The sequence below is a fragment of the Lacticaseibacillus suilingensis genome, from assembly GCF_016861845.1.
Classification (GTDB): Bacteria; Bacillota; Bacilli; order Lactobacillales; family Lactobacillaceae; genus Lacticaseibacillus; species Lacticaseibacillus suilingensis.
Genome location: NZ_BOLV01000006.1, coordinates 101,604 through 126,427 on the forward strand (window position 1 = coordinate 101,604; position 24,824 = coordinate 126,427).

The 24,824-nt window shown below is 54.1% G+C and carries 22 protein-coding genes and 1 pseudogene; 5 read left to right on the forward strand and 18 right to left on the reverse strand.

Going from position 1 to position 24,824, the window contains the following annotated elements; translation table 11 throughout:
• The 4 genes from JUF11_RS05170 to JUF11_RS05185 form a co-directional block, all read right to left on the reverse strand.
• Window positions 1-3,300: a SpaA isopeptide-forming pilin-related protein gene (locus JUF11_RS05170; protein ID WP_204118646.1), complete on the reverse strand. Its 3,300-nt coding sequence runs from the start codon at window positions 3,298-3,300 to the stop codon at window positions 1-3.
• A 328-nt stretch (window positions 3,301-3,628) separates the two neighbouring features.
• Window positions 3,629-4,621 (reverse strand): aldo/keto reductase, encoded by a 993-nt coding sequence (locus JUF11_RS05175; protein WP_204118647.1) that lies wholly within the window; start codon window positions 4,619-4,621, stop codon window positions 3,629-3,631.
• On the reverse strand, window positions 4,621-5,442 hold the full coding sequence (locus JUF11_RS05180; protein ID WP_204118648.1) for an HAD family hydrolase: 822 nt from the start codon (window positions 5,440-5,442) through the stop codon (window positions 4,621-4,623). The genes JUF11_RS05175 and JUF11_RS05180 overlap by 1 nt, the downstream gene beginning before the upstream one ends.
• A 74-nt stretch (window positions 5,443-5,516) precedes the next feature.
• On the reverse strand, window positions 5,517-5,861 hold the full coding sequence (locus JUF11_RS05185; RefSeq protein ID WP_204118649.1) for a hypothetical protein: 345 nt from the start codon (window positions 5,859-5,861) through the stop codon (window positions 5,517-5,519).
• Between the two features lie 177 nt (window positions 5,862-6,038).
• Between JUF11_RS05185 and JUF11_RS05190 the strand changes: the two genes are divergently transcribed.
• Entirely contained in the window at window positions 6,039-6,302 is a 264-nt protein-coding gene (locus JUF11_RS05190; RefSeq protein WP_204118679.1) for a DUF2187 domain-containing protein, read from the forward strand.
• 26 nt (window positions 6,303-6,328) lie between these two features.
• On the opposite strand, the gene brnQ is transcribed toward JUF11_RS05190, so the two are convergent.
• Both brnQ and JUF11_RS05200 read right to left on the reverse strand, forming a co-directional pair.
• On the reverse strand, window positions 6,329-7,684 hold the full coding sequence (gene brnQ, locus JUF11_RS05195) for a branched-chain amino acid transport system II carrier protein (protein WP_204118650.1): 1,356 nt from the start codon (window positions 7,682-7,684) through the stop codon (window positions 6,329-6,331).
• A gap of 268 nt (window positions 7,685-7,952) precedes the next feature.
• Window positions 7,953-8,756, reverse strand: coding sequence for a Cof-type HAD-IIB family hydrolase (locus tag JUF11_RS05200; protein ID WP_204118651.1), 804 nt, complete (start codon window positions 8,754-8,756; stop codon window positions 7,953-7,955).
• A 110-nt stretch (window positions 8,757-8,866) separates the two neighbouring features.
• Between JUF11_RS05200 and JUF11_RS05205 the strand changes: the two genes are divergently transcribed.
• A complete protein-coding gene (locus JUF11_RS05205) occupies window positions 8,867-9,346 on the forward strand; it encodes a ribonuclease H family protein (protein WP_204118652.1) in 480 nt (159 codons plus the stop codon).
• Here the strand turns inward: JUF11_RS05205 and JUF11_RS05210 are convergent.
• The 4 genes from JUF11_RS05210 to JUF11_RS05225 form a co-directional block, all read right to left on the reverse strand.
• A complete protein-coding gene (locus tag JUF11_RS05210; RefSeq protein WP_204118653.1) occupies window positions 9,329-10,225 on the reverse strand; it encodes a LysR family transcriptional regulator in 897 nt (298 codons plus the stop codon). The genes JUF11_RS05205 and JUF11_RS05210 overlap by 18 nt on opposite strands.
• Before the next feature lie 750 nt (window positions 10,226-10,975).
• Window positions 10,976-11,344, reverse strand: coding sequence for a DUF1634 domain-containing protein (locus tag JUF11_RS05215; protein WP_204118654.1), 369 nt, complete (start codon window positions 11,342-11,344; stop codon window positions 10,976-10,978).
• Entirely contained in the window at window positions 11,344-12,189 is an 846-nt protein-coding gene (locus tag JUF11_RS05220) for a sulfite exporter TauE/SafE family protein (RefSeq protein ID WP_204118655.1), read from the reverse strand. The genes JUF11_RS05215 and JUF11_RS05220 overlap by 1 nt, the downstream gene beginning before the upstream one ends.
• A gap of 3 nt (window positions 12,190-12,192) precedes the next feature.
• The gene (locus JUF11_RS05225) at window positions 12,193-12,816 is read right to left on the reverse strand and encodes a hypothetical protein (protein WP_204118656.1); all 624 of its coding nucleotides are present in this window, start codon (window positions 12,814-12,816) and stop codon (window positions 12,193-12,195) included.
• 140 nt (window positions 12,817-12,956) lie between these two features.
• Between JUF11_RS05225 and JUF11_RS05230 the strand changes: the two genes are divergently transcribed.
• From JUF11_RS05230 to JUF11_RS05240, 3 genes are read left to right on the forward strand one after another with little or no spacing between them, the layout of a single operon-like run.
• Entirely contained in the window at window positions 12,957-15,332 is a 2,376-nt protein-coding gene (locus tag JUF11_RS05230; RefSeq protein ID WP_204118657.1) for an ATP-dependent DNA helicase, read from the forward strand.
• Complete coding sequence (locus JUF11_RS05235) at window positions 15,310-15,981, forward strand: hypothetical protein (protein ID WP_204118658.1); 672 nt, start codon at window positions 15,310-15,312, stop codon at window positions 15,979-15,981. Before JUF11_RS05230 ends, JUF11_RS05235 begins: the two co-directional genes overlap by 23 nt.
• Window positions 15,978-16,808, forward strand: a complete 831-nt coding sequence (locus JUF11_RS05240; RefSeq protein WP_204118659.1) for a sce7725 family protein — start codon at window positions 15,978-15,980, stop codon at window positions 16,806-16,808. The genes JUF11_RS05235 and JUF11_RS05240 overlap by 4 nt, the downstream gene beginning before the upstream one ends.
• Window positions 16,809-16,881: 73 nt before the next feature.
• Here the strand turns inward: JUF11_RS05240 and JUF11_RS05245 are convergent, their stop codons facing one another.
• The 8 genes and pseudogenes from JUF11_RS05245 to JUF11_RS05280 form a co-directional block, all read right to left on the reverse strand.
• Window positions 16,882-18,393 carry a C40 family peptidase gene (locus JUF11_RS05245; RefSeq protein WP_204118660.1) on the reverse strand — a complete coding sequence of 504 codons (1,512 nt, stop codon included), beginning with the start codon at window positions 18,391-18,393 and terminating at the stop codon, window positions 16,882-16,884.
• Between the two features lie 205 nt (window positions 18,394-18,598).
• Window positions 18,599-19,306: a purine-nucleoside phosphorylase gene (deoD, locus tag JUF11_RS05250; protein WP_204118661.1), complete on the reverse strand. Its 708-nt coding sequence runs from the start codon at window positions 19,304-19,306 to the stop codon at window positions 18,599-18,601.
• Between the two features lie 10 nt (window positions 19,307-19,316).
• The gene (locus JUF11_RS05255; protein WP_204118662.1) at window positions 19,317-20,510 is read right to left on the reverse strand and encodes a phosphopentomutase; all 1,194 of its coding nucleotides are present in this window, start codon (window positions 20,508-20,510) and stop codon (window positions 19,317-19,319) included.
• Window positions 20,510-21,175, reverse strand: coding sequence for a deoxyribose-phosphate aldolase (gene deoC, locus JUF11_RS05260; RefSeq protein ID WP_204118663.1), 666 nt, complete (start codon window positions 21,173-21,175; stop codon window positions 20,510-20,512). The genes JUF11_RS05255 and deoC overlap by 1 nt, the downstream gene beginning before the upstream one ends.
• Before the next feature lie 345 nt (window positions 21,176-21,520).
• Window positions 21,521-22,219, reverse strand: coding sequence for an ABC transporter ATP-binding protein (locus JUF11_RS05265; RefSeq protein ID WP_204118664.1), 699 nt, complete (start codon window positions 22,217-22,219; stop codon window positions 21,521-21,523).
• On the reverse strand, window positions 22,212-22,997 hold the full coding sequence (locus JUF11_RS05270; RefSeq protein WP_373305854.1) for an ABC transporter ATP-binding protein: 786 nt from the start codon (window positions 22,995-22,997) through the stop codon (window positions 22,212-22,214). Before JUF11_RS05270 ends, JUF11_RS05265 begins: the two co-directional genes overlap by 8 nt.
• Window positions 22,963-23,938: pseudogene (locus JUF11_RS05275) on the reverse strand (branched-chain amino acid ABC transporter permease). Before JUF11_RS05275 ends, JUF11_RS05270 begins: the two are co-directional and overlap by 35 nt.
• Window positions 23,939-23,941: 3 nt before the next feature.
• A complete protein-coding gene (locus tag JUF11_RS05280; RefSeq protein ID WP_204118666.1) occupies window positions 23,942-24,820 on the reverse strand; it encodes a branched-chain amino acid ABC transporter permease in 879 nt (292 codons plus the stop codon).
• Window positions 24,821-24,824 lie beyond the last annotated feature (4 nt).

Below are 24,824 nucleotides of genomic sequence, written 5' to 3' on the forward strand. Positions count from 1 at the left end.
TTACCGTCCCTCCTGTTCTTTCTTGTAGCGCAGGGTCAACCCCGCTGCGGTTGCGCCCACCATCAGTACCAAAGCACTGGCGATAAACGCATTGAGGCCAGGGCCACCGGTGACAGGCATTTCTTGCACAGCGAGTTGGTTAACTGCCGTGATGATCAGCGTGTCGCCAGAGAGCTTGTAGGAGTATCCTTCAACTGCGACGCCATTGCTGGTCAAAGTCTGACCGTCAACCTTCACCGTAGCGTTGGTGCCTTTGGCGTTCACTTGAATTGAAACTGTCGCATCAAGCTTTTCATAGCCACCTGGGGCTTTGATTTCGGTCAAGGTGTAAGCATCGTTACCAAAAAGTTTGGTTTCCGCGGTCACACCAGCTGCAGTTGCCACTGAGGTCAAAGTTTCGGTCTTAGCTTCAGTTTCAGGGCCGGTTAAAGCAAAATCGGCGCCTGGAAGGAAGCTGTCCATGAAGCCTTTCTTGACCAAAACCAGTTTCAGGTTTCGCTTTGGTTCGTTGTACTTCACCAATTTCAGCAAGGTGCCGTTTTCCAGTTCAAAACGATCATACTTGCCATCAACTTGATTCAAGTTCATGGTGCTGCTAATCTCGCGTGGAATGCTGATACTGCTGCCTTCTTTGCGGAAGCCGTAATAGAACCACTTGCCTTTGCTGTCGCGCCGGAACAGATATTCGGTTGGGTCTAATTCGAAACCTTCTGGGGCAACAGTTTCCTTAATGCCATAGAAACCTTCGCCAAGGCCTTGAGGAACACCGGCAACCAGACCTGTCCCGCTTGGGTCGGTGAAATCTTGATTCTTGTACGTATTTAACGTGAATTGGGCCGTTTTAGCTGCATCGGTAGACATTAGATAGTTTGGATCCGTTGATTCCTTTTCTACCTGAACGCCATATTGCACGTTAGTCAAAGTCAATGTATAGGTGTTTGGATTGTAGTTTTGAGTTGAAACATACGAAGCATCAGCGCCAACTTCCCCCGTTACCATGTACTTCATGGCTTGGCCTTGATTACCATAGGCAACGTCCGTGAACTTCTGGGTCCATTCACCATTCGGGGTGAGCGTCAGGGTCTGCGCATTGTCAAACGTTGAGCCTTCGCGGGCAACATGAACCTGCAAGTTTGCTGGTTGCTTCGCCGCGCCTTCAATGTCATTCCAGACTTTTTTAACTGTGTAAACCTTTGAAGGTGCTTTGGCAGAAGGAACACCGAAATTGACTTTGGGAGTACCTTCTTTGGCGATAAAGGTCGTATCACCATTAATTTGGTACCAGTGATCAGCTTTGAAGCCTTCAGCTTCAGTGTTGATGCGCACTTGGTATTTGATTGAGACTTGTTGATCTTTGCCCAGATTAAGATCAGTGACGGTCAACTTGCCATCCGCAATCGTTGCTGTTGGTCTAGGCGCTGTGCCGCTCGTCACTGTCGCATTGGTTGATACATAACTAAACTGACTGCCCAGCGGGTCGGAGACGACGCCGTCAATAATTGAGTTGTAGCTACTAATCAAGCCGTCTGCTTGTTTTCGTAAATAAGCGGTTACATCGCTGGCTTTTTCTGCGTCTTCATACAACGGTTGGTTATTAGCGCCAATGCTAGGGAGTTTACTCATGTTTTCCCTAACTTTTTCCTTCGTCATATAGGTACGATCATTACCAAGTTGAATACCCAGCGCTTGAAGTTTCACGCCAGCTAATTTAAGGGTACGGGCTGCTCCAATTGTCGCTGCCCATGTGTCAACAATTGTATGGCCGCTCTCAGTAGTATAGGATTTACTAAGCTTTGCTGTATTCCCCGCACCTTCTTTTGTCTCAGTAAACTTCGTGCCAACAATCGTGTTATCACTCAACCTGAGACTTTCATCGACGTGGTAGGAGAAAGTCGGTACGCCGTCAGTCAATAAAATTATCTGCTTGTCTTCAATCGTCTTGACCGCATCAAGCATTGTTTTACCCAATTCCAGTCCTCTCTGGGTAAAAGTGCCATTCGCTGGCTTCGGATTCAGTGCTGTATTAATAGCGCTTTCGTTATCATTAACAGACTTTACAGGAACTGTAAAATCCGCATCTGTGTTTTCGGAATAGCCAACAACACCAACATGCACAACATCTCCTAAGTCTGCCTTCTTGATCGCCGAAAGAAAATCTTTGACACCCGTCTTTACAGCTGTCCAGCGGTCGCCATCCATGCTTCCAGAATGATCCAGGACAAGTACGATGGCCATCTTATGGCGTTCAGAGATAGTATTGCCTTTGATATCTAGCTGGACATCAAACAGGCCATTCGTCGTTTCGCTTTCTTTTGCATACTTGCGAATACTGAACTCAGGATTTGATTTATCAGCCCCATAATCCAGCCAAGTATTTGCATTGGCCGAATTAACGTTTGTGTTGCTGTATAGTACGTTGTTCTGACTATTCCCACCGATGTGATTTTTCACATTGGTGTTGCCACTGAAGGGCCAGGCCTTAGCCGGATAAATTCCACTGGCATCGTTGGTATAATTCAGTGGCATCCGGAAATGGAGTGGATTTGCCTCTCGTGTATCAGCAAATTCTTTGGCGTAAATATTCGCGCTCAACAGTCCTTGCGTTGCTTGGACTTTTTCTTCCACAGCATCCACAGTATTCGCTGCGTCTGCTTCGGTTTGTGGGGTGTTGGCTGCTGGGCGGTCGATAGCAACGGCTTGTTCTTCTTCCGTTGCCGTCGAAAGCGGCAGCAACACTTCAACTGGCCCCACCAAGGTATCAGTCAATGCAGAATCAACTGGTGTTTGGAGAGGGTCAGGGTCCGCTTCAGCATCAGCTGCTTCCACGGTCGTGGTCGTTGGCTGCGCCGTCTGCGCCACTTCGCGACGGTTCAGTTCAACGGCAACGTACAAACGGTTATTCGTTTTTGGGGTCGAATAGTACAGCACATTTTGTGAAGAGCGGCTGTAGGCTTTTTCGATCCACCATTGATTTTTCGGCTGGCTATCTTGGCCCTGCATCGCTTGCACCAGCTGATTAGCTTTCGGTGCTAAGCGGAGCGTCGCGTCTCGATCTGTCGACACGCGCACTTTAAGAGCGCGCAGTTCGCCTTGGTCCTTTTTGTTGTAACTTAGCGCCCAGTTAATCTGATCGCCTTGGACCGTGCCTGTGACGTTGACATCTAGCGCATTGCTTGTGGTGATGACCTTTTCAATCTGATCCGGCGTCGTCGCCGCGGCGGTTTGAATACCCCCCAGATTCATCAGCTGCATGAAGAGCAGCACGACCACCATGAAGCCATGCATTATTTTTGCTTTCATGGGCTTCCCCCTTGTGTCGTTGAGATGACCAACAGCAGTGTCACTTTAAGTATCGTCGTACCATTTTCCGTTCATCTCTGTTCCCCCTTGCTTCTGCATTGACAGGTAAACGTTATACAAACGTTTAATACCTGCTTATATTAAGCCTAGCATGGTGAATTGTGAGAAGGGAAACATAGCGATAGTTATTTTAATAAATGGGGTATACAAAAAGCCCCAAACCCTTTTAACGTCAAGGGCTTGGGGCAAAAATATATTTATATTCAGTCTTTATCAACGACGACTCGCCGGTCAACGGCGCCCGCGATCGCCACAGTTTGTGAAATGTTCACTCAGCGAGAATATTATCGATAGCTTCGCATTCAGTCGCGGTAAATTCGAGGTGCTCACAGGCTTTGAGGTCATCAATCAAGTGCTCAACGCTGGTGGTACCGACCAGCACCGACGCCACCACTGGGTCTCGCAGCAGCCAAGCCAGGGCCATTTGCGACAGCGTTTGGCCGCGATCTTGCGCAATTTCATTCAGGGCGTTAAGCTTCGTCACTACCGCCTCGCGGCCATGCGCAAAGGTGCCTTCGTTGGTCGGGTGAATTTTGAACGTATCGGGAATGCCCTTCAGATAACGGTCTGACAGCAGGCCTTCCGAAAGTGGCCCGTAAGCCACCACCCCAGCCCCAGCAGCCCGCAGCTCATCGAGCAAGCCGCTGGTTTCAACGCTGCGGTTGAACATGTTATAGCTCATTTGGTCCACCACAAACGGCGTGCCCAGCTGCTTGAACAAGGCAATCGCCTGCTTGGCTTGATCCGTATCGTAATTGGAAACCCCGATGTAGAGGGCTTTACCTTGGCGCACGACATCATCCAGCGCCCGCACGGTTTCCGCCACTGGCACCCCAGCATCAAAGCGGTGGGCGTAATAGAGATCCACGTAATCCAGATTCAGCCGGCGCAGCGAATCATCGATGCCTTGCAAAATCGCTTTACGCGAGGTGCCAGTGCCAAACGGGCCGGGATGGATTTCGTAACCGACCTTGGTGGCAATCACCAGTTCATCGCGGTATGGCTTGAGCTCATTGGCCAACACCTGACCGAGCAGCGCTTCGCTGGAACCAAAATCGCCATCGCCATAGTGATTAGCCACGTCAAATTGAAAAACCCCGTGATCGAACGCTGCTAAAATCACATCGCGGCGCGCCGCCAAGGGATCACCGCTGCCAAAATGCTGCCACAGGCCTAAAGAAATCGGTGGCATCACTAACCCGGAATTCCCGGCTGGCCGGACGGGTACGCCTTCATAACGCTCTGCTTGGGCTTGATACATTAGCTTTCCTCCTTATCGAAAAACCGCAGTAAAAATTGGGCGAGACCATCTTCTTTATTGGTCTCAGTCACATACTTGGCGACTGCCTTCACCTCTGGCACTGCATTACCCATCGCAACGCTGATGCCGGCGGCTTTCAGCATCCCCAAGTCATTCAGGCCATCCCCGAAGGCAATTGTGCGGTCCTTAGGAATACCGGTTTTGGCTTGCAGTTCCAAAATCGCATTGGCCTTATCCACATGCTTAGGAATTAACTCGATGTTGGTCGGGTCTGAGGCCGACAGATGAAGCAGCGCCTGAGCAGCCAGTTGCTCGCGGGTGTTAGCCAAAGCTTCAGGATCACTCAGCGAGAAAATAATGCCGTTGGTAATCTCATCACTATGGGTTTGCAGTGCCGTAATATCCGGCAGCTGCCTCACGTCAATGGTGACATCCTTGGGCGCAAAAGAATACAGCATTTGCTCGATGGCTGGCGGTGGCGTGGTGACGTAGTAAACCGCCATATCGGTGAAATACACTGCCGTTAAGCCGTTGCCGGCAGCGGCGGCTTCAATCGCGGCTAAGGCTTTAGCACCGAGCAAGTGATGCGTTTTTTGACCGGAAAATTCATAGGCGGCGCCATTAGCCGAAATGATTTCCGCTCGTGGGCCAATTTGATCGGCCATCGCCGCCGCCAAAGCGTACATCCGCCCGGTGGCCAAGTAAAACAGATGGCCAGCATCCAGGAGCTGGTTAATGACCTGGCTGGTGCGGGTCGAAATCGTGGTGCTATCATACGCCAGCGTGCCATCCACATCCGAAACAATCAAATATTGTGCCATGCGTCGACCTCCTTCGCCACTCGCTGTTATTATACCAAAAAAGCAGTCGGCATCACGCGCGACTGCTTTGCGGGTTAACGACCGTGCTGAGCCTGCCCAATTTCATCCTTGAACCAGGTATTCCAAGGCGTTTCTGGCTGGCCGTTAGCGGTAAACGGCGCCTTCAAAGCGACCAACAACGCCGCCATGTTATCGCCGCGATCGGCGACCAATCCATCCAGCTTTTCTTCTTTCAAAAAGCTATCGTTATCAATCAGCCATTGGTTGATGTCTGCCACATGCCCGGACACATCGATCTGAGCCAGCAAATCCAGCCCTTCATTGTAATATTTTTCAATATAAAACTTGGCAAAACCCACCAGTGCCGTATGCTTTGCCGGATCACTCAACGCGTCAAATAATACCGTCTTTTCAGCCATGTCTTCAGTCATCCCTTCTCAAAATGTTCACCTTATACGATAAGCCAATGAAGGCCGGTTTGGCAAACAATTATAGTATTCAAAGAATTAAATGAAGTCTATTGCTTTCACTTGCTCAATGCGCTACTATCCTTCTATCAATTAACCATTGATAGCTCTAGGAAGGAACTGATGATAGTGAAGAAAGAAGACATTCATCTCGGCGATACCGTGAAGTGTAAGGTCAAAGAAGACATGGACCATCCCTTCACCGGCACCGTGCAAAAGGTTTACGAAAACTCGGCACTGCTTGATATCACGGACTATGAAACCAGCGACAAAACGAACGCCGCTGAACTTAACTTCAAAATCGTGATCAACTTCAAGGCCATCACCAAGAACTTAGGTGGCGGCCGGCCGAATCCCTCCCCATCAGAAGACGAAGCTGATTCTCAAGCTTAAGTATGAAGCAAAGACGCCGGTTGCCATCAACCGACGCCTTTTTTAGTGTGGTGATGCGCCGCCAGTTGTGCCAGCACCCAACCGACCGCCAGCCCCAGCACCGCCGGCACACACCAGCCTAAACCGTAAGCAAACCCCGGTAGATAGTGACCAAAATTCAGCAGCGTTTGCACGATGCCGTGATGCCAGCTGGCCGGCAAGGCGTTGAGGCCATCCAGTAGTGCCGGCACCAACGTGAACACCGTCACCGTGTTAAACAGCCACCGCGATGTCCCCAATACTGGCGTCAGCAGGCTGAGCAAAATCAGCGTGATCGCCAGTGGGTAGATGAAATACAGCACCGGCGTGGCCACCGCCAAGATCTGATTCAAGCCGGCGTTGGCAAAGATGATGGGTAAAACCGTCGCCACCAAGATCAGCCCTTGATACGGCACTTGCGGCAGAAGCTCGTGCAAGGTATCACCAAACGCGGAGATCAAGCCAATCGCCGTTTTCAAACACGCTAAAATCACAATGATGGCCAGTAGCACACTGCCCACCGGGCCAAAATACGCATTGGCCACATTGGCCAAAATGGGACCACCGTTACTGGCGCGGGCGAATTCGCCCAAGGCATTGCGCCCCAAAATAGCTAACAGCGCGTAGAGCACCGCCATCATCCCCGCCGCCAGCACGCCAGCTTTGATGGTATCCTTAGCAATTTGGGTGGGTGCCGTCACCCCTAAATTCTTGATGGCATCCACCACAATGATGCCAAAGGCCAACGCGGCTAACGCATCCATGGTCGAATACCCAGCGGTAAACCCGGTCAACACCGGCACCCTTTGGTAAGCCGCAGTCGGCAGTTGGCCGCGGCCCATCGGTTTAACCACTACGGCAATCAGTAAAATCGCCAGCGCAATCAAAAACGCCGGGGTCAGGATTTTCCCCACGTAAGTCATGATTTTGCTCGGCTTACGCGCGAACCACCACGCCGCCGCGAAAAACAGCACCGAAAACACCGCTAACCCCAATGTACCATGCGCCGGCTTGATGAACGGCGCCAGGCCGATCTCATAGGAAATTGGCACCAGGCGCGGCAAGGCAAAAAACGGCCCGATGCAGAGGTACAGCAGCAAGGTGAAGCCATAGGCATACGGGCGATTGATGCGCTGCGCCATGGTATAAACGCCATCGCTTTTGCTCATCCCAATCGCCGCCACCCCTAACAACGGCAGGCCGACGCCTGAAATCAGGAAGCCGAGCACCGCTGGACCTAGCGCCTGCCCCGCCTGCTGCCCGACAAACACCGGAAAAATCAAATTACCGGCACCGAAAAACAGGCCGAACAGCATGGTGCCGATGAAAAATAACTCGCCGCGCGTGAGCTTGCGTTCGCCCATCTCATCGGGCTCCTTTCCAAGGGTGTCAGTGCGGCAGACAATTGACAGTACAACTGGCTAGGCCAGCTGTCATCCTAAGTACGCCAGCCTTCGCAGCCTGTTATAGTCGCGCTAAAACCGCCGACCTTCGCAGCCTGTTATAGTTGCGCTTCGTGCGGCCAACGCCGGAGTGGCTAGCTACGCTCAATGCCTCGCCGCCAAAAATCGGCGGCAATGCATTGAGCTAGGCTATCCATCCGGCTAAACCCGGCCTCACTACGCTGCCTGCCTACAATAAATACTTCGTCAAATATTGAGCGACGCCGTTTTCTGAATTTGGCGCTGTGACGGTATTGGCAGCAGCTAGGATCGCAGGGCGGGCATTGCCCATGGCAACCCCGACGCCGGCGTATTCAATCATATCCAAATCATTCATGTCGTCGCCAAAGGCAATGATATCTTCTTGGGCAATGCCATACGCTGCGGCTACATAAGCTAAGCCACGCGACTTGCTGGCATGGGCCGTGGTGATTTCCAGGGCCGTGTTTTCGCCGCTCCACGCGCCCCAGGTTTTGGCAATCAATTCTGGGTGCCGTTGTTTGACCGCAGCCGTCAACGGCTCCAAGGTCGCCTCATCGATAAACATGGTTACCGAAACTGGGGCTTGCGTCAGCCCCGCCGCGTCAAAGAGTGATGCCGGCTGCGGCATATCCGGGAGAAACGGAATGTCGGTGTAGCCATGATCCGCGCGCAACAGTTGCTTACCCTCGGCCACCATCACCTTGATGTCATAATCCTGGCGCAGCGTCAATAAATCCAGCGCATCCGCCACTGGAATCGTCGACTCAAGCTCATTGGCCCACGCTTGATGCGGAATATGAATCAAGGCGCCATTGAAGTTGATCATCGGTCCTTGCAGCCCCAGCTGATCGTAAAACTGCTCAGAAATCGAATCCGGCCGACCCGTGGCAATCACCACCAGATGCCCTGCCGCTTCAGCTTGCTTGAGTGTCGCCACCGTGGCCGCTGTCAGCGTCCCCTCTGTATTCAAGGTGGTGCCGTCCAAATCTAAGGCGATCATTTTTCGTTGCATGCGTGGGCCATCCTTTCCAGTCAAAATGAATTGCATCTAGTTTATCAGAACTTGGGGATTTCCCCAAGTGACGTGATGCTCGCGTATAATAGAGCGCAGGAGGTCTTTACATGAACATTCAACTCTACACTGACGGGGGCAATCGCAACACCGGCAACGTCGCCGGCGGTAAGGTCAAGCCTACCGACAAAAGTGCTTGGGCAGCGCTGCTCATTTTTGGCGAGCATAAGAAAATGCTGTCCGGCGGTGATTATGGCCGCACCAACAATTTTATGGAAATCACCGCCGTTATTGAGGGCCTGACCGCGATCAAAGACACCAGCTATCAAGTTGACATCTACTCTGACTCAGCCTATGTTATCAACACCATGACAGAAAAATGGTGGGTTAACTGGCAGAAAAACGGCTGGCGCAAGAAAGGCAAGCCAGTCATCAACGCTGAACTGTGGCAGGCGCTGCTGGCGCAAATCGCCCGCTTTCCGCAGGCGCCGGTGTTTCATAAAGTCAAAGGCCACGCCACCAATCAGTACAATAATGAAGTCGATGCCGCGCTTAATCACACCATGGATCAACTACCGGACCGGCAGTAAATTATCGGGGTAATTGGTTTGAATAAACGTTTGAATCACCGTCAACATATGCGCCACTGACGGTGATTTTTGCGTGGTGGGATTCGTCACCAAACATAGCGTACGCGCGAACGGTTCCGAGAATGGATAGATATTCACATCGCCGGTCAATTTTTGCAACGCCAGTTTTGGCAACACGCCCCAACCCAGACCCGCTTCCACCATCGACAAAATAGATTGGTCATCGACGGAGTACACCAACGAATTGGTGGACACTTGGTAACGATCCAGCGCCGCCTTGGTGTCGCGGTCATAGTCGCCTTGTTGCAGGATAAAGGAACGCTTGGCCATATCGGCATCCGTCATGGTCTTGCCATTTTGCGGGACAAAATCACGTGGCGTGATGCAGTAAATCGGATCCTTGAGCAGCGGTACCACATTCGCCTCCGCTACCGGCAACAAGGAAAAGCCAATATCCACGGCCCCGGTACGCACTTGCTCCCCGATTTCGTTGAACCCGCCTTGCATGACCGAGACCGCCACTGCCGGAGTTTCTCGTTTGAAGGCTTGAATGATGCCCGGCAGCCAGTTGGTTGAGACTGAGGAAAAGGCCCCCAGCCGCACCCGCCCAGTATTCAAGCCGTTGATGTTATCGGCGATTTGCGCCAGTTGATCTTCCAGATTCAAAATGGCCTGCACCGTCGGCAGCACCTTCGCCCCGTCTGGCGTTAACGCCACGCCGGTACGGTTGCGGATAAACAAGGGAAAACCCAGGTCGGTTTCCAACTGACTCACACTATGACTGACGGCGCTGGGCGTGACATTCAGGCTCGCCGCGGCTTGGATGAACGTCCCTTTTTCGACCACCGCCCGAAACACTTGATAGCTAAAATTACTCATGGTGACTCCTTATGTGAACGAATTTCATTTTATGCTCTGATAGTTGATTATTATTTATGATACACGAGTTCAAGGCGGCGTCAATGGGCCGCGGGTGGCGGCGCTGGGCTCCGTTTGGGGCGCGCGGCCTGCTGTGCGGCCGGTTCGAGCCAAAACCCGGTCTCGAACCTAATTCTAGAGCCTCAACTCGCTTCGCTCGCTTGAGTCTCTAGAATTGCCGCGATGAGGACTGGTAAGCCTAAAAAGCGCAGTCTGACTAGTCCTCATCGGCTCACTGCTGGCCGCGTGCCCCAAGCTCCGCCCATCACCACCACCCGCTCGATAACAGTAACGAATACGTTGATGGCTTGGATCTAGCTCTCCACATCCAGAACAACCGTACTGCAATATCGGGCAGTGCATAAGAAGTTAACTCATTCACAAAACCGGTGAATGCCTATTCGAAGCCATGACTGTTCTCCAGCGGCGGCAGGCGGGACGGCAGAGGGGCGAGGTGGTCCAGCCGCGAAACAGTTAGCCCACGAGGTGACTGCGTAGCAGGCAGCTCCTGGGCTAACTGGGGGCAACGATGAGACAGCGTTGAGCGCGATAGCGCGATGCTGGCTCATCGTTGAGGCTGGAGACCGCCCTATGGCTCCAGCCGTCCCCCGCAGCCGGACCACCACGCCCCGGCGCCGCCCCGCCTGCCGCCGCGGCCCTCCCCAAAACAAACTAAAAACGCCAGCTCCATCAACTAGAGCCAGCGTCAGTTTAACCTAAGTACCCAATCACCATCGCAATGACCAAAATCACCAGCACGATTGTTGTGATCCAAGCATAAAGATGGTCTTTTTCTTTGATGAATGCATAAATCGAAACCACGACCCGGAGCACCGGCGTCAAAATCAAGAGGAACAAGCCGAGCATCAACACGGCGTATGGCTTGAACGCGATGACGCCTTGCAAAATCGCCCCTGGCTTGCTGGGATGCACCCCTGCCGGATAACCGCTTTGGCCGGTAATCAACAGCAGCGCCAACCCAAGCACAATCACGGCAGCGGCAATGATGACCCCAATGCGTAAAATCTGGCCGATGATGAGCTCAATGTCTTGGGTTTCTTTTTTGACCTCATTGTCCATTAGATGCTCACCCCGAATCCTTTAAGCAGCATTTGCAGGCCCATGTAGCCGATCACCGGAATAAAAATCAGCCGTAGCACCTTGGTCGGCATGATTTGCATCAACCGTGTGCCCAAAGTCGCCCCGACCAAAATGCCCACTGCCAGCGGCGCCGCGATTTCTGGCCGCAGACTGCCATTAAAAAAGTACACCGTGGCACTGGCGGCAGCCGTAACCCCCATCATCAAGTTGGAGGTCGCAGTGGAAGGCTTCAGTGGCATTTTCATGATGGTATCCATCGCTAGCACCTTGAATGCCCCGGAGCCGATACCAAGCAAGCCAGAGGCCAGCCCAGCGCCAAACATCATGGCAAAGCCACCAGGCACGTTGGTGACTTGATAATTAACCTCTTTGCCTTGGGCCTTGTCAAAGTACGCGCCATTCAACTTGAGCTTCTCAGCGGCGGGATCAGGCGTAGGCGCCTTGATGTTTTCCGGCTTCATCAGCATTTTCCTAATCATGTTGTACACCGAAAACAGAAGCAAGGCACCGAACAGGAAGTAGAGGAACTGGCCATCAATCAGGCCGGTCAACACCGCCCCCAGCACCGCGCCGACTGTGGTGGCAATTTCTAGGAACATGGCCACGCGCAAGTTCAGCATTTCATCTTTCAAATAGGCAATGGTCGCGCCAGAGGAAGTCGCAATCACCGCGATGATGCTAGCAGCAATGGCATACTGAATCGGCAGGCCCATCATCAGCGTCAACACCGGCGTAATGATAATACCGCCGCCCAAGCCCAACAACGCGCCAAGAATGCCGGCCATCAGCCCGACGCCAATCAACAATAGCGCTTGACTTAACACGGCCTACTCCCCCTTTTTGGCGGCAGGAGTCCGTTTGGTTGCGGCTTTGCGCGTAGTCGACTTCTTCGTTGCGGTTTTACGGGTGGTTGCTTTGCGCGTGGTTTTACGCGTGCTCGTTTTGCGGGTGGTTTTGGCGCGGTTCGCCGGTGCGGCTTTAACCACCGGCTTCGGGGCGTCGTGGTTGGCTTTGATGCGGATCAGGTCTTCGCTGACCTCGGCGATCACCGCTGCCTGGTTAGCCTTAGGATGAGCCAAATAGGTTTCGGCATCGGCGACCAGGTCGATATGCAAATCCGAGGCGTTCAGATCCGGCGTGGCCACAATCAAATATACCTTGAGGGGCGCCATGCTGTCAGGGTCCAGGAAATTGCTGACCTTTTTGCTATCAGCAAATGGCAAGTTGATTACGCCAGTTTCGAGTCGCACATAAGTTGGCGTCTCAGAGGTGATGGTCAGCTGCGCTTGAATCAGCTTGCCGGCGTTAATCGCCGCTTCTAGATCAGCAAAAACCGGTGCCAGCGCCCCGGTGAGATCAGCTTGCGCCTGTGCGGGTGTGACTGAGTGGTTGATTTGTTCGAAGTTTTCTTCTTGAATGGCGGTTTGAAACGCCTTGACGTTGATTTCCATATTCACCCTTCTTCGTCGATTACTGTCGCCATCATATAATAAATCGCTATACGGTTTCAAGTTGCCACCGCCAGCACCGGCTTTCAAAGCCCGAACACTTGTTTTATACTGGAAGGAAACTAGCGGCGGGAGGTGAGGACGTGAGCGATCGCATTGGGGTGCGTGAATTAGTCGAATTAACGGTGCGGACTGGTGATTTGGACCCAGTGACTACCAATTCGAATAACACAGCGCTGCTTGGCGCTCAGATTCAACGCAAGCTGCAAGCAGCCCATGACGCCGACTACGAAAAAGAAGTCTACCTCGCCCAAACCGTGACCGTTAACGACCACGCCTACACCATTGATGGCCGCGCCGATGGGGTCGACAGCAGCCACGCCCGCGTCATCATTGAGGAAATCAAAACCTCCGCCCGCGATTGGGCCGATGTCACCCAAAACACCAAGGATCGTTACTGGGCGCAGGCACGGGTATACGGCCATTTTCTGTGCGACAAGCGCGATTTACCTGAAGTCGAGCTGGATTTAATCTACTATCAAACCAATACCGACCAAATCACGCGTTTCACCGAAGTCGCCACGGCCGAAGAATTAGCGGATTATTTTCAAGATCTGCTGAATGACTTTGGTGACTGGCTCAAAATGCGCAGCGATATTATTGCCGCCCGCGACGTGAGCATCGAGCCACTGGCCTTTCCGTTCCCCGCTTACCGCAAAGGCCAGCGGGAACTGGCCGCCGCAGTGTACCGCACTGTGGCCAACCACACCCGGCTGTTTGTCGAAGCGCCAACTGGCACCGGCAAAACCATTTCTACCTTGTTCCCCGCCATCAAAGCGATGGGCGCCGGGCTCATTCAGCGCCTGTTTTACCTCACGGCCAAGCAAAGCACTCGGCACGTTGCTGAAGAAGCAATGACCCTGCTGGCCCAAGGCGGCTTAGTGGCCAAAAGCATCACTCTGACGGCCAAAGACACCATTACGTTTCCTGAAGAGCCAGACGACCCGACCATTAATCCGTACATGCTCGGCTATTATGATCGACTTAAGCCAGCGCTGAAAGATATCCTCGGCCACGAAAATGCCATCACCCGCGCCACCATCGAAAGTTACGCCCGCAAGCACACGCTTGATCCCTTTGAATTCTCGCTGGATGTGAGCTTGTTTTGTGATGTCATTATCTGCGACTACAACTATCTCTTCGATCCGGCGGTGTACCTCCAGCGCTTCTTTGCCGAAGATGATCCGACGAACTTCTTCTTAGTCGACGAAGCCCACAATCTCGTGGCCCGAGCCCGGGAAATGTACAGCGCCAGTGTCACCGACGCTGACTTTACCAGCCTCCGCCAAAGCCTCGACGCCAAAAAAGGCCAGGGGTTGCCGGCGATTAAAGGCGCTCTGACCAAAGTGATTACCGCTTTTGACGCGGCCTGGCTCAGTGTGGATTCCCAGCCCCTCACCTTCCAGCGCGACCAGCTCGATGATTTTATCGGTCAACTCACCACCTTCACCACTGCCGTCCACGACTGGCTGGGGCTGCCGCCGGAAGTCCGCGACCAGACGCTGGTGGATTTGGTGCTGCCGGTGTTTTTTGCCGCCACCAGTTACCTGCGCATTGCCGATTACTATAATTCGGCTTACGAAACCGAAATTGCCAGCACCGATGGCCAGCTGGTGTTCACAGAGCTCTGCCTAGACCCCAGCGCCTTCATTGACGCTTGCATCCAAAAAGGCGGCGGAGCGGTGTTCTTTTCTGCCACTTTGTCCCCGCTGGATTACTACCAAGATGTCCTCGGGGGCCAGGAAAACAGTCTGGCCTATCGCCTCACTTCACCCTTCCCGCAGGACAATCTCAAGGTGGTGGTGACCACCAACATCACCCCCACTTACCGCTTGCGCGAGCAAAGCCTGCCGGCGCTGATTGCCAGCCTCACGGTGATGGTCAGCACCAAACCTGGCCATTACCTGGTCTTTTTGCCTTCGCACAGCTATCTCACCACGGTGGCGGCCGCCTTTCAACAGGCCAATCCAGACCTAGATTGCCTGGTCCAAGGGAGTCAAATGGACAGCCAAGCGCGCAGTGCCTTCTTGGCCCGGTTTCGCGATGACGACGCGCCAGTGATTGGGTTTGCCGTGCTCGGCGGGATTTTCTCCGAAGGCATCGACCTTGGCGGCGCGAAGCTGATTGGCGTGGCCATTGTCACAGTCGGTTTGCCCGGACTTAATCCCGAAACTGATGAGTTGCGGCGCTACTTTGACCAACAAGGCAAAGATGGCTTCGCCTATGCCTATCAGCTGCCTGGCTTCAACAATGTGCTTCAAGCCGGCGGCCGCGTCATTCGCGGCATGCATGACGTCGGGGTGGTGCTGCTGGCCGATAGCCGCTTTGCCGGGCCGCGGTATGCCCCGTTGTTTCCACCGCATTGGACCCACGCCCAGGTGACCAATGGCGTCGATAGTCTAGCTCAAGTTTTGACCCAATTCTGGGAGGCCCATGATGAAAACCAACCTCACCCTTGATTTAGAAAAGACCCTGTATGCCTACTGGGAAGAGCAAGGCGCCACTGCCGTCGAAGAAGTCACGATGCCGGATGATCAAGGCATTGTGGACACTTTAGTGATGCAAGGTGGCACTCCCCGCACCTGGCGCTGTTTTGAACTCAAGGTGACCAAAAGCGACTTTCACAGCACCGCCAAACTCAGCTTTATCGGCCACTACAACTATTTTGTCTTGCCCCTGAAACTTTATCAGCAGGTCCAAGCCGAAATTCCGCAGGGCATCGGCGTGATGACTTATCAGCCTTTCGCCAAAGCCGCGCTGGCCGCCGCCACGGTGCCAATCACGACACCAGGCCAGCTCACCATTTCCCGGCCGCCGCGCTACCAAGCACTGCAGGTGTCAGAAGCTGAGCTGCTGGACCGCTTCATGGCCAGTCTCAACCGCGAAGTGCAAAAGGCCAAACAGGTAGACAAGGGGCTTGCGCATTTTAGCGACAATGAGCTACTGAAAGAATTGAAGCGCCGCAGCGACCACTACCAAATCTACGATCCTGAGAGCAATCTCTATGACCGCGTGCTGGGTGACATCGAAGCGACCGCCGTGGCCAGTTTGCAGGAAGAAGTGGACGCCTTAAGCGCCGAGCTGGCGGCGTTGAGGGCCAAGGCATGAAGTATTATCCCTTAATTCGCGGCCGCCAATTCGATCTCTTGGCGCTGCGGGAGGCCGTGCAACAAGATCAGCTGAGCCCGCAGATTATCCCCGTGCTTGAGCCGGTGAAAGACCTCCCGGCGTTAGTCAGCGTCGCTCAGGCCTTCAGTGCCGCGGCCCATCCCTTATACATCATTCAAAATCCACAAGTCGGCGACTATGGCCTGCTGGCAGCGCCGCGTTATGTGCCAGTGCTTGATGAGTGGGTTCGGCCAGCCCGTTATTTTGACGGCCAACCGGCGCCGCTGCTGATTGCGCAAACCAAAGCCCAAGTCCAGACCTTGCCGAAAAAGCAGCTGGCCTTGGTGCCCAATGAAGCCCGGGTGCGCCAGCTCACCCACCCCCAGGCTATTTATCTGGAAGATCACACCCCGACCCGCGAACGCACCGAAGATTATGCGACGGTGCAGCGCGAATTTTACCAGTATCCAATGCAGGCGCTACCTGGCGTGGGTTTTGCGGACTATCCGCTGGCGGTGCAGCATTTTGACGCCCATGGCTATCCGCAACGCGCCATTGCCCTCCATCTGCTTTATCCGCAAGGTGACAGTCTCTGGCTCCAGCATTTCGTTTCGGTGAACAACGCGGATTACAGCGATCCCGCCGGCAAGTTCTTCGAAGCACTAGCCCCACTGCCAGCCTGGCTAGTGGCGCACCCTGAGGCCAGCACCCCGGCCACGGATGCCTTGCTGGCTTTCGCGGCCCAGCAGCATTTTCCCGGGCTCGGCACCGTGCGCAAGCTTCAGCTGCGGCATTTGCTCCGCATCATGGGCCGCTGGCTGGCATAACAACCGACGGCATACAAAAACCTCAAGCACCAGCGAAAATGCTGGATTGCTTGAGGTTTTTTCAGGCTTTCAACTAGAACACGCGGACCCCGAAGGAAGGCATGAAGTAGCTTGAAATGGTCCCGGTGGAAACGGTCTTCCCAGGTTGAACTGAGTGGATGTACTGACCGTTGCCGATGTAAAGTGCGACGTGGTATGGCGTGCCGTTGGTGGCCCAGAAGACCAAGTCGCCGGCTTGCAGGTTGCTGATGGAAACGCGCGTCCCATCGTACTGCTGCGAACCCGTGTAGCCACCCAAGGTGATACCAGCGGCGTTCTTGAAGACGTAGTACATCAAACCAGAGCAGTCAAAGGAAGATGGACCTTTCGAGCCCCATTGATATGGCTTGCCGAACTGCGCCCGAGCCAAGTTGATGATGGCCTGGATCCGCTGAGCGCGGGTCTTGGTTGGCGTGGTTTGGGTTGGCTTTGCCACTGGCGTTGGTGCTGGCGTGCTTGGCTTAGCTGGCGTGGTTTGCGCCGGGGTCGTCTGAGCAGGCGTCGTGGTGGTGGTTTGGGCTGGCGTCGTGGCAGCCGGCGTGGTCGCCGCCGCTGTGTTCGTCAGGAAGCGTGCAGGCACAAAGCCGCCGCTAATCTGATACCAAGTTTCACCGCCAGCAACGACTTTGCCGGTAGCGGTCAACTTGGTGCCATTGGATAAGTATTTGCCGGTTGCGGTCTTATAAGCGGCCGTGGACCAAACAGTGACCGCACCGCTATAGTTGACCGTCATGTTGTAAGTGCCGGCGGTCACGGCTGGCTGACTAGCAGCTGGGGTCGTGGTGGTCTGGGCCGGCGTGGTCGTGGTGGCTGCTGGCGTCGTCGTCTGCGCTGGCGTCGTGGTGGCAGCTGGCGTGGTCGTCGCGGCCGGTGCGGTCGTGGTGGCCGCTGGTGTCGTGGTCGTCGTCTTAGCTGGCGTTGTGGTGGTAGCTGTCGTGGTCTGCGCTGGCGTCGTGGTCGTAGCCGGAGCGGCTGCTACCGTGCCATTTTCAGAGGCAAACCGTGCTGGCACATAACCGCCAGAACTCAGCTGGTACCAGGTTTCGCCGTTGCTGCTGGTCTTAGCCACTGCAGTGACCTTTTGGCCGGCAGTCAAATAGCGACCGGTTGGGTTGGCATAACGCGTGCCCGTCCAGACGGTGGTGGCGCCAGCAGTATAAGTCACGGTCAGGTTGTACTGACCCGCGGTGCTAGCACTGCCAGCGGTTTGCGTGGTGGCTTTGGTAGCGGCAGCCGTAGCATTAGCCTGCTGTTGGCCTTCGATGCGCAGGTAGATTTCAGGAATCCACTCGTTAGCGCCGATCTGGTACCAGGTCGCACCATTGACCTTCTTTTGGCCTTGAATGGCGATCTGCTGGTTGAACAGCACATAGCGCTTAGCTTGATTGAACGCAGGCGTCTTCCAGACAGTGGTTGCACCCTGCTGGTAAGTCACTGTGCCAGTTGTTGCTGCGCTTACTTGGTTTGGGGTGGCAACGGCTGCGGCTAAGCCGGCTGCGCCTGCTAACCCTGCGGTAAGTGCCAATGCCTTAGTTGACTTTTTCATACGATAGAGCCTCCAATTCGAACATCACTTTTAAACTTATGATAGCTATTTTAAATTTTCTTAACGTTTAATGTAAGATTATCACGCTGAAGCACGCAATGCACCGAATAAGCGTTCGTTTTTGTCCAAGTTACCCTGGCCAAGCCGTGACACAGTCGATAACCACGGTCTTAAAACCGTCCAAGTTCGTTATTTTTCATTTATGTTACAGAGTCTTCACGGTCTCCAAAGCGACCTTGATCATATCGTCAAAACTCGTTTGCCGTTCTTGGGCAGTGGTTTCTTCACCAGTGATCAGGTGGTTGGAAACAGTCAGAATCGCCAGCGCCTGGCGGTGATACTTCGCCGCCAACAGATACAAGGCTGGCGTTTCCATTTCAGTCGCTAACACACCGTAATCAATCAGCTTCTGGCGATCCATTTCGTCATTATAGAAGCGATCTTCGCCCAAGACGTTGCCGACATGCAGGCGCACGCCCATTTGAGTGGCGGTAGCTGCGGCCTTGGCCAGCAAGCCATAATCAGCCAGCGGGGCAAAATACATCCCCGGACCAAAGGTATTCAGAATAATGCTGGAATCCGTGGTGGCGCCTTGCGCAATCACCAAGTCGCGGACCTTCACGTCACTCGCCAACCCACCGGTGGTCCCAACGCGAATCAGCGTCTTCACGCCATAATCTTGCATCAGTTCCGTGGCATAAATGCTGATGGAAGGAATCCCCATCCCGGTCGCCTGCACTGACACCCGCCGGCCCTGATACGTCCCAGTGTAACCAAAAGCATTCCGCACGGTGTTATACAGCACCGCATCTTCCAGATAAGTTTCCGCAATGTATTTTGCCCGCAATGGATCGCCTGGCAGCAGCACCACGTCAGCAATCGCGTCTTTAGGGGCATCAATATGTGTACTCATAAGGTCCTCCTTACTTCAACGCGGCCAAAAACGAGTGGCCCACGCCAGTGCCAGCAACACCGAAGTTTTCCAAAATGGTGGCGCCCATGTCAGCAAATGGTGACCGAATGCCTAAATCACCGCCCCCAGGCAGGGATTTGCTATAAACCACCAGCGGCACAAATTCTCGCGTGTGGTCAGTCCCGCGGAAAGTCGGGTCATTGCCATGGTCAGAAGTGATCATCAGCAAGTCTTCTGGCTGCATCGCCGCCATTAATTCGCCTAGCTGCTGGTCAAAGATCATCAGCGCCTCGCCATCCCCTTGCGCATTACGACGGTGGCCATACATGGCATCAAAATCCACCAAGTTGGTAAAAATGAACCCCTGGCGGTCAGATTTGACCTGCTTAATGGTCTGATTCATGCCATCGACATTCGACACGGTGTGAATGCCATCATCAAGGCCCTGGCCAGAGAAAATATCGTTGATCTTCCCTACCCCATACGTTGGCACCCCAGCGGCTTGCAAGCGGTCAAGGTCGGTCGGGGCGTTGGGCATCAAGGCGTAATCATGCCGATCTGAGGTGCGGGTGAAGTTTTCCGCTGAGTCACCGACATACGGCCGTGCAATCACCCGGCCAATCTTGTAAGGTGCATCGGTGGTAATGCTACGGGCGTACTCACAAATCTTGTACAGTTCCTTGAGCGGAATCACCGCCGTATTAGCGGCAATCTGCAACACCGAGTCCCCTGAGGTATAAACAATCAAATCGCCAGTTTTGAGCTGCTGCTCGCCGTACTTAGCGATGACTTCAGTGCCGGAATAAGGCAAATTGACAATCACCTTGCGGCCAGAGAAGTCCTCGATTTGCTTGATCAACGCTTCCGGAAAGCCTTGCGGGAAAAAGCCGAGCGGTGCCGTCACCGGCAAGCCCATCATTTCCCAGTGACCATCCATGCTATCTTTGCCGGCGGAAATCTCCGCCATTTTACCAAAATAGCCAATTGGGTGGGCGATGGGCGCCACGCCTTCAATTGGCTGGTCCTGGCGAATATTACCCAAGCCCAGCTGCTGCCAGTTAGGGAGCGCCAACTGGCCTTTGAAGAAGGTGCCAATGTGGCCAAGGGTATCAGACCCTTCGTCGTTAAACTTGGCGGCATCCGGAGCTTCACCGATGCCGATGGAGTCCGTGACAATGCCAATCACACGTTTGAACTGAGCCATTAGTTGGCCTCGCTTTCTTCAAGAATCTTGACCCCAGCGCTGGCGCCTAAGCGATCGGCGCCGGCATCAATCAAGGCCTTGGCTTCAGCATATGAATGAATGCCACCAGCAGCCTTCACGCCGAGCCGAGTGCCGACGGTTTCGCGCATCAAAGCCACGTCATGCACCGTCGCGCCACCAGCAGCAAAGCCCGTCGAAGTCTTCACAAAGTCCGCGCCGGCAGCTTCAGCCGCCTGGCAGGCCCGGACTTTTTCATCATCAGTGAGCAAAACCGCTTCAATGATGACCTTCAGCAGGCCGGCTTTAGCATGCGTGGCATCTGCCACTGCCTGGATATCAGCCTTGACCTGGTCATCATGGCCGGCTTTGAGCTCACCGATGTTGAGCACCATATCGACTTCCTTGGCGCCATCGTCTAGCGCCTGGTTGGCTTCAGCGACTTTAATGAAGGTGGTGTTGGCCCCTAGCGGAAAACCAATCACGGTGCACACATTCACATCGCTATCGCGCAAGGCCGCCGCGGCCCGCGGCACCCAGTATGGATTGATGCAAACACTGGCAAAATCGTACTGCTTGGCTTCCGTCATAATCTGATCGATTTGGTCCTGAGTGGCGTCTGGCTTCAACAAGGTGTGATCAATATACTTCGCTAATGGCTTTTCCATAGTATGCTCCTTTAAAACATCCTGATTTAATGCGTCATCTTTCTAAATAGTACCATATAACCAGCGCCCCACTCGCCTCTCTGCGAAAAATCCGCCGGTTTAGTTGCGCTCCGCGGGCTTCATAGTTGCGCTCCGGTCGACCAACGCCGGAGTGGTTTGATCAGTCTGTAGCGCAAAGCACGTACAGACTGACATGCGGCAGCAGCTACGCTTAAGGCCTCGCCGTCAAAGTGCGACGGCAATGCCTTAAGCTAGGCTACCCATCCAGCTAAGTGCGGTCGACCTTCGCAGCCTCAAAAAAACAGCCATCCGCAGATGACTGTCCCAAAATCCCTCGGGTTAAGATTAGCCGCCCAGGTAGGTCGCCTGAACGTCTGCACTGGCTAGCAACTCCTGGCCGGTGCCGGTCATTTTCACTTGCCCATTGGCCAGCACATAAGCGCGATCAGCAATTTGTAAGGCCTGCTGCGCATTTTGCTCAATCAGGAGCACTGTCACCCCTTGGGCATGAATGGCTTTGATGATATCAAAAATCTTGTTGATGTAAATCGGGGCCAAGCCCATTGACGGCTCGTCTAGCAGCAGTAGTTTGGGTTTTGCCATCATGGCCCGTCCCATCGCCAGCATCTGCTGCTCGCCGCCGGACAATGTGGCCGCGTCTTGGTTGCGGCGCTCCTTCAACACGGGAAACTGATCGAAGACCGCCGTCAGCTGCTCACTTTGGGTCTTTGGCGTGAGATACGCCCCCATCCGTAAGTTCTCACTCACCGTCAAGCCTTCAAACACATGGCGGCCTTCTGGTACCTGGGCGATGCCGGCCTTAACGATTTTCGAAGCCGCCAGTTTGGCGAGGTTTTGCCCATCATAATCAATGCTGCCCCGGCTGGGCCGGAGCAAGCCGCTGATGGTTTTCAAAATCGTGCTTTTGCCGGCCCCATTGGCACCAATCAGGGTCACAATTTCGCCATCGTTCACGGTGAAGTCCACGCCGCTCACGGCTTGGATGGCGCCGTAATGCACGGCCAGGTCGCTCACTTTAAGCATGCACGCCACCTCCCAGATACGCCGCAATCACGGCGGGATCCTTTTGAATTTGGGCCGGGGTGCCTTCTGCAATCATTTTGCCGTGATCCAGCACATAAATCCGTTCGGCTAGGTTCATCACCAAGCTCATGTCATGCTCAATCAGCACCACAGTGAGCTGAAAATCGGTCCGCAGCTTTTCAATCAACGCCCGCAGCCCAGCAGTTTCTTCCGGGTTCATCCCGGCGGCCGGTTCATCGAGGAAAATGATGCGGGGCGCGGTGGCTGCGGCGCGGGCAATTTCCACCCGGCGCTGGGTCCCATAAGGCAAATTGCCAGCATCGAGATCGGCCACCGCGGTCAAATCGAATTCTCGGAGCAAAGCATCGGTCCAACCGCCCACCAAGGCCTCTTTTTTGTAGTAAGCCGGCAGCCGCAGAATTTCAGCAAAGAAGTTCTCATGGTAACGGTGCGTCATCGCTGCTTGCAGGTTATCACGCACCGAAAGTTTGGAAAATAGACGGATATTCTGAAAGGTGCGAGCCAAGCCCAGTTTGGCAATATCGCTGGGGCGCTTGCCTAACAGCGCCACTTTGCCGCTGGCAGTGGTCAAGGTCACCTTGCCGCTGGTGGCCGGTGTCACCCCGGTCAACAGGTTGAACAGCGTGGTTTTCCCAGCGCCATTCGGGCCAATCAAAGCGACCAATTCGCCGGCATCGACATGCATGTCGACGTCGGCCACCGCATCCAGGCCGCCAAATTGTTTACTCAACTTCGTGACTGTCAGTAGTGCCATGATGGCCTCCTTTCCGCTCCAAAAGCCCTTTGATTGACACTTCATAGCGGCCCAACAGGCCACTAGGCTTGAACACCATAATCAAAATCAGGGCTAAGGCGTAAATCACCATCCGCAGCGCGCCAAATTGCTGCAACGCCGTGTCCAGCACCCCTAGCACGATTGCGGCCAACAAAGGTGCCAGTAATACTGCCGACGCCGCCTAGCACCACGATAATCAGCAAGGAGATGGATTGCATAATGCCAAAGTCGCTGGGGGCAATGGTTTGGATGTACACCGCATGCAAGGAGCCCCCGATGGCTGCCGTTGCCGCTCCCATCACAAATGCCGCCAGCTTCCACTTGGTGGGGTTAATCCCCACTGCTTCGGCGGCGATTTCGTCTTCACGAATCGCCTGAATGGCGCGCCCGGCGCGACTGCGGGCAAAGTTGACAATCATCAAGGTCGTCAAGCAAACAAACACATACACCGTTGGCCAGTTCGCCAGCGCTGGAATGTTGTACATCCCCGCCGCGCCGTTGGTGATTTTCAAATTATTGATGACGACGCGAATGATTTCCGCGGCACCCATAGTCGCAATGGCCAGGTAATCCCCGCGCAGGCGCAAGGTCGGAATACCGATGACTACCGCCACCAGCATGGCAATCACCATGCCCACGCCCAAGGAGAGATAAAAGCCCAGCGTGTTACTCATTTGCTGCGTGATGATGGCAGTGGCATACGCCCCAATCGCCATAAAGCCGGCATGACCCAATGAGAATTGACCCGAAAAACCAATAATCAAATTCAGCCCCGTGGCCAAAATAATGTTGATCCCGATGGTGACCAGCATGTTTTCAATGAAGGCATTGATCACGCCGACCACAATCAGTTCATTGATCAGGTAAAAGCCGGCCACGGCCAAAACCAGCCAGATCAACGCTGCTTTCCATTTGGCTTGCATGACTTACACCTTCTCCTTCACGTTTTTGCCCAACAGCCCGGCTGGCAGCACAATCAAAATAATAATCAAGACAATGTACACCGCCGCATCCTTGTAAGCTGAGAGTCCAATCGCCTGCACGAAGGTTTCCAGCAAGCCAATCAGGAAGCCGCCAATCGCGGCCCCTGGAATCGAGCCAATGCCGCCGACCACTGCCGCCACGAAGGCTTTGATTCCTGGCACCATCCCCATTAGTGGATCGATGGAGTTGTAATACAGCCCAATCAGCACCCCGGCGGCGCCGGCCAAAGCCGAACCCAGGCCAAAGGTGAAGGAAATAATGTGATTCGGGTCGATGCCCACCAGCTCAGCGGCTTCTTGATCCACCGCCACGGCGCGCATCGCGGTGCCCATCCGGGTGTGCTGAACAATCAGCTGCAGCCCGACCATCAGCACCAACGCCACTGCCACAATCAGCAGTTGAATATTGGTAATGGTGACGCCGAAGAAGGTGTAGCGCGCCTGCCCGATCACCTGCGGAAAGTTCCACGTGTTAGCCCCGAACAGGAACGACATCCCATTTTCAAGAAAATACGACACCCCGATGGCGGTAATCAAGGCGGTAATGCGCGGCGAATGGCGCAACGGTCGGTAAGCGAGGTACTCGATCACCATGCCTAAAATCGCCGAGACTGCCATGGCAGACACCAAAGCCACGCCGAAATCGACGTGGTATTGGTTGATCACATAGTAGCCCCAAAAGGCCCCAATCATATAAATATCTCCATGGGCAAAATTGATCAGCTTAATAATCCCATAAACCATGGTGTACCCCAGCGCCAATAGCGCGTAGATACTGCCTAAGGATAAGCCGTTGATCACTTGCTGGAAAAAGGTTTGCACAACG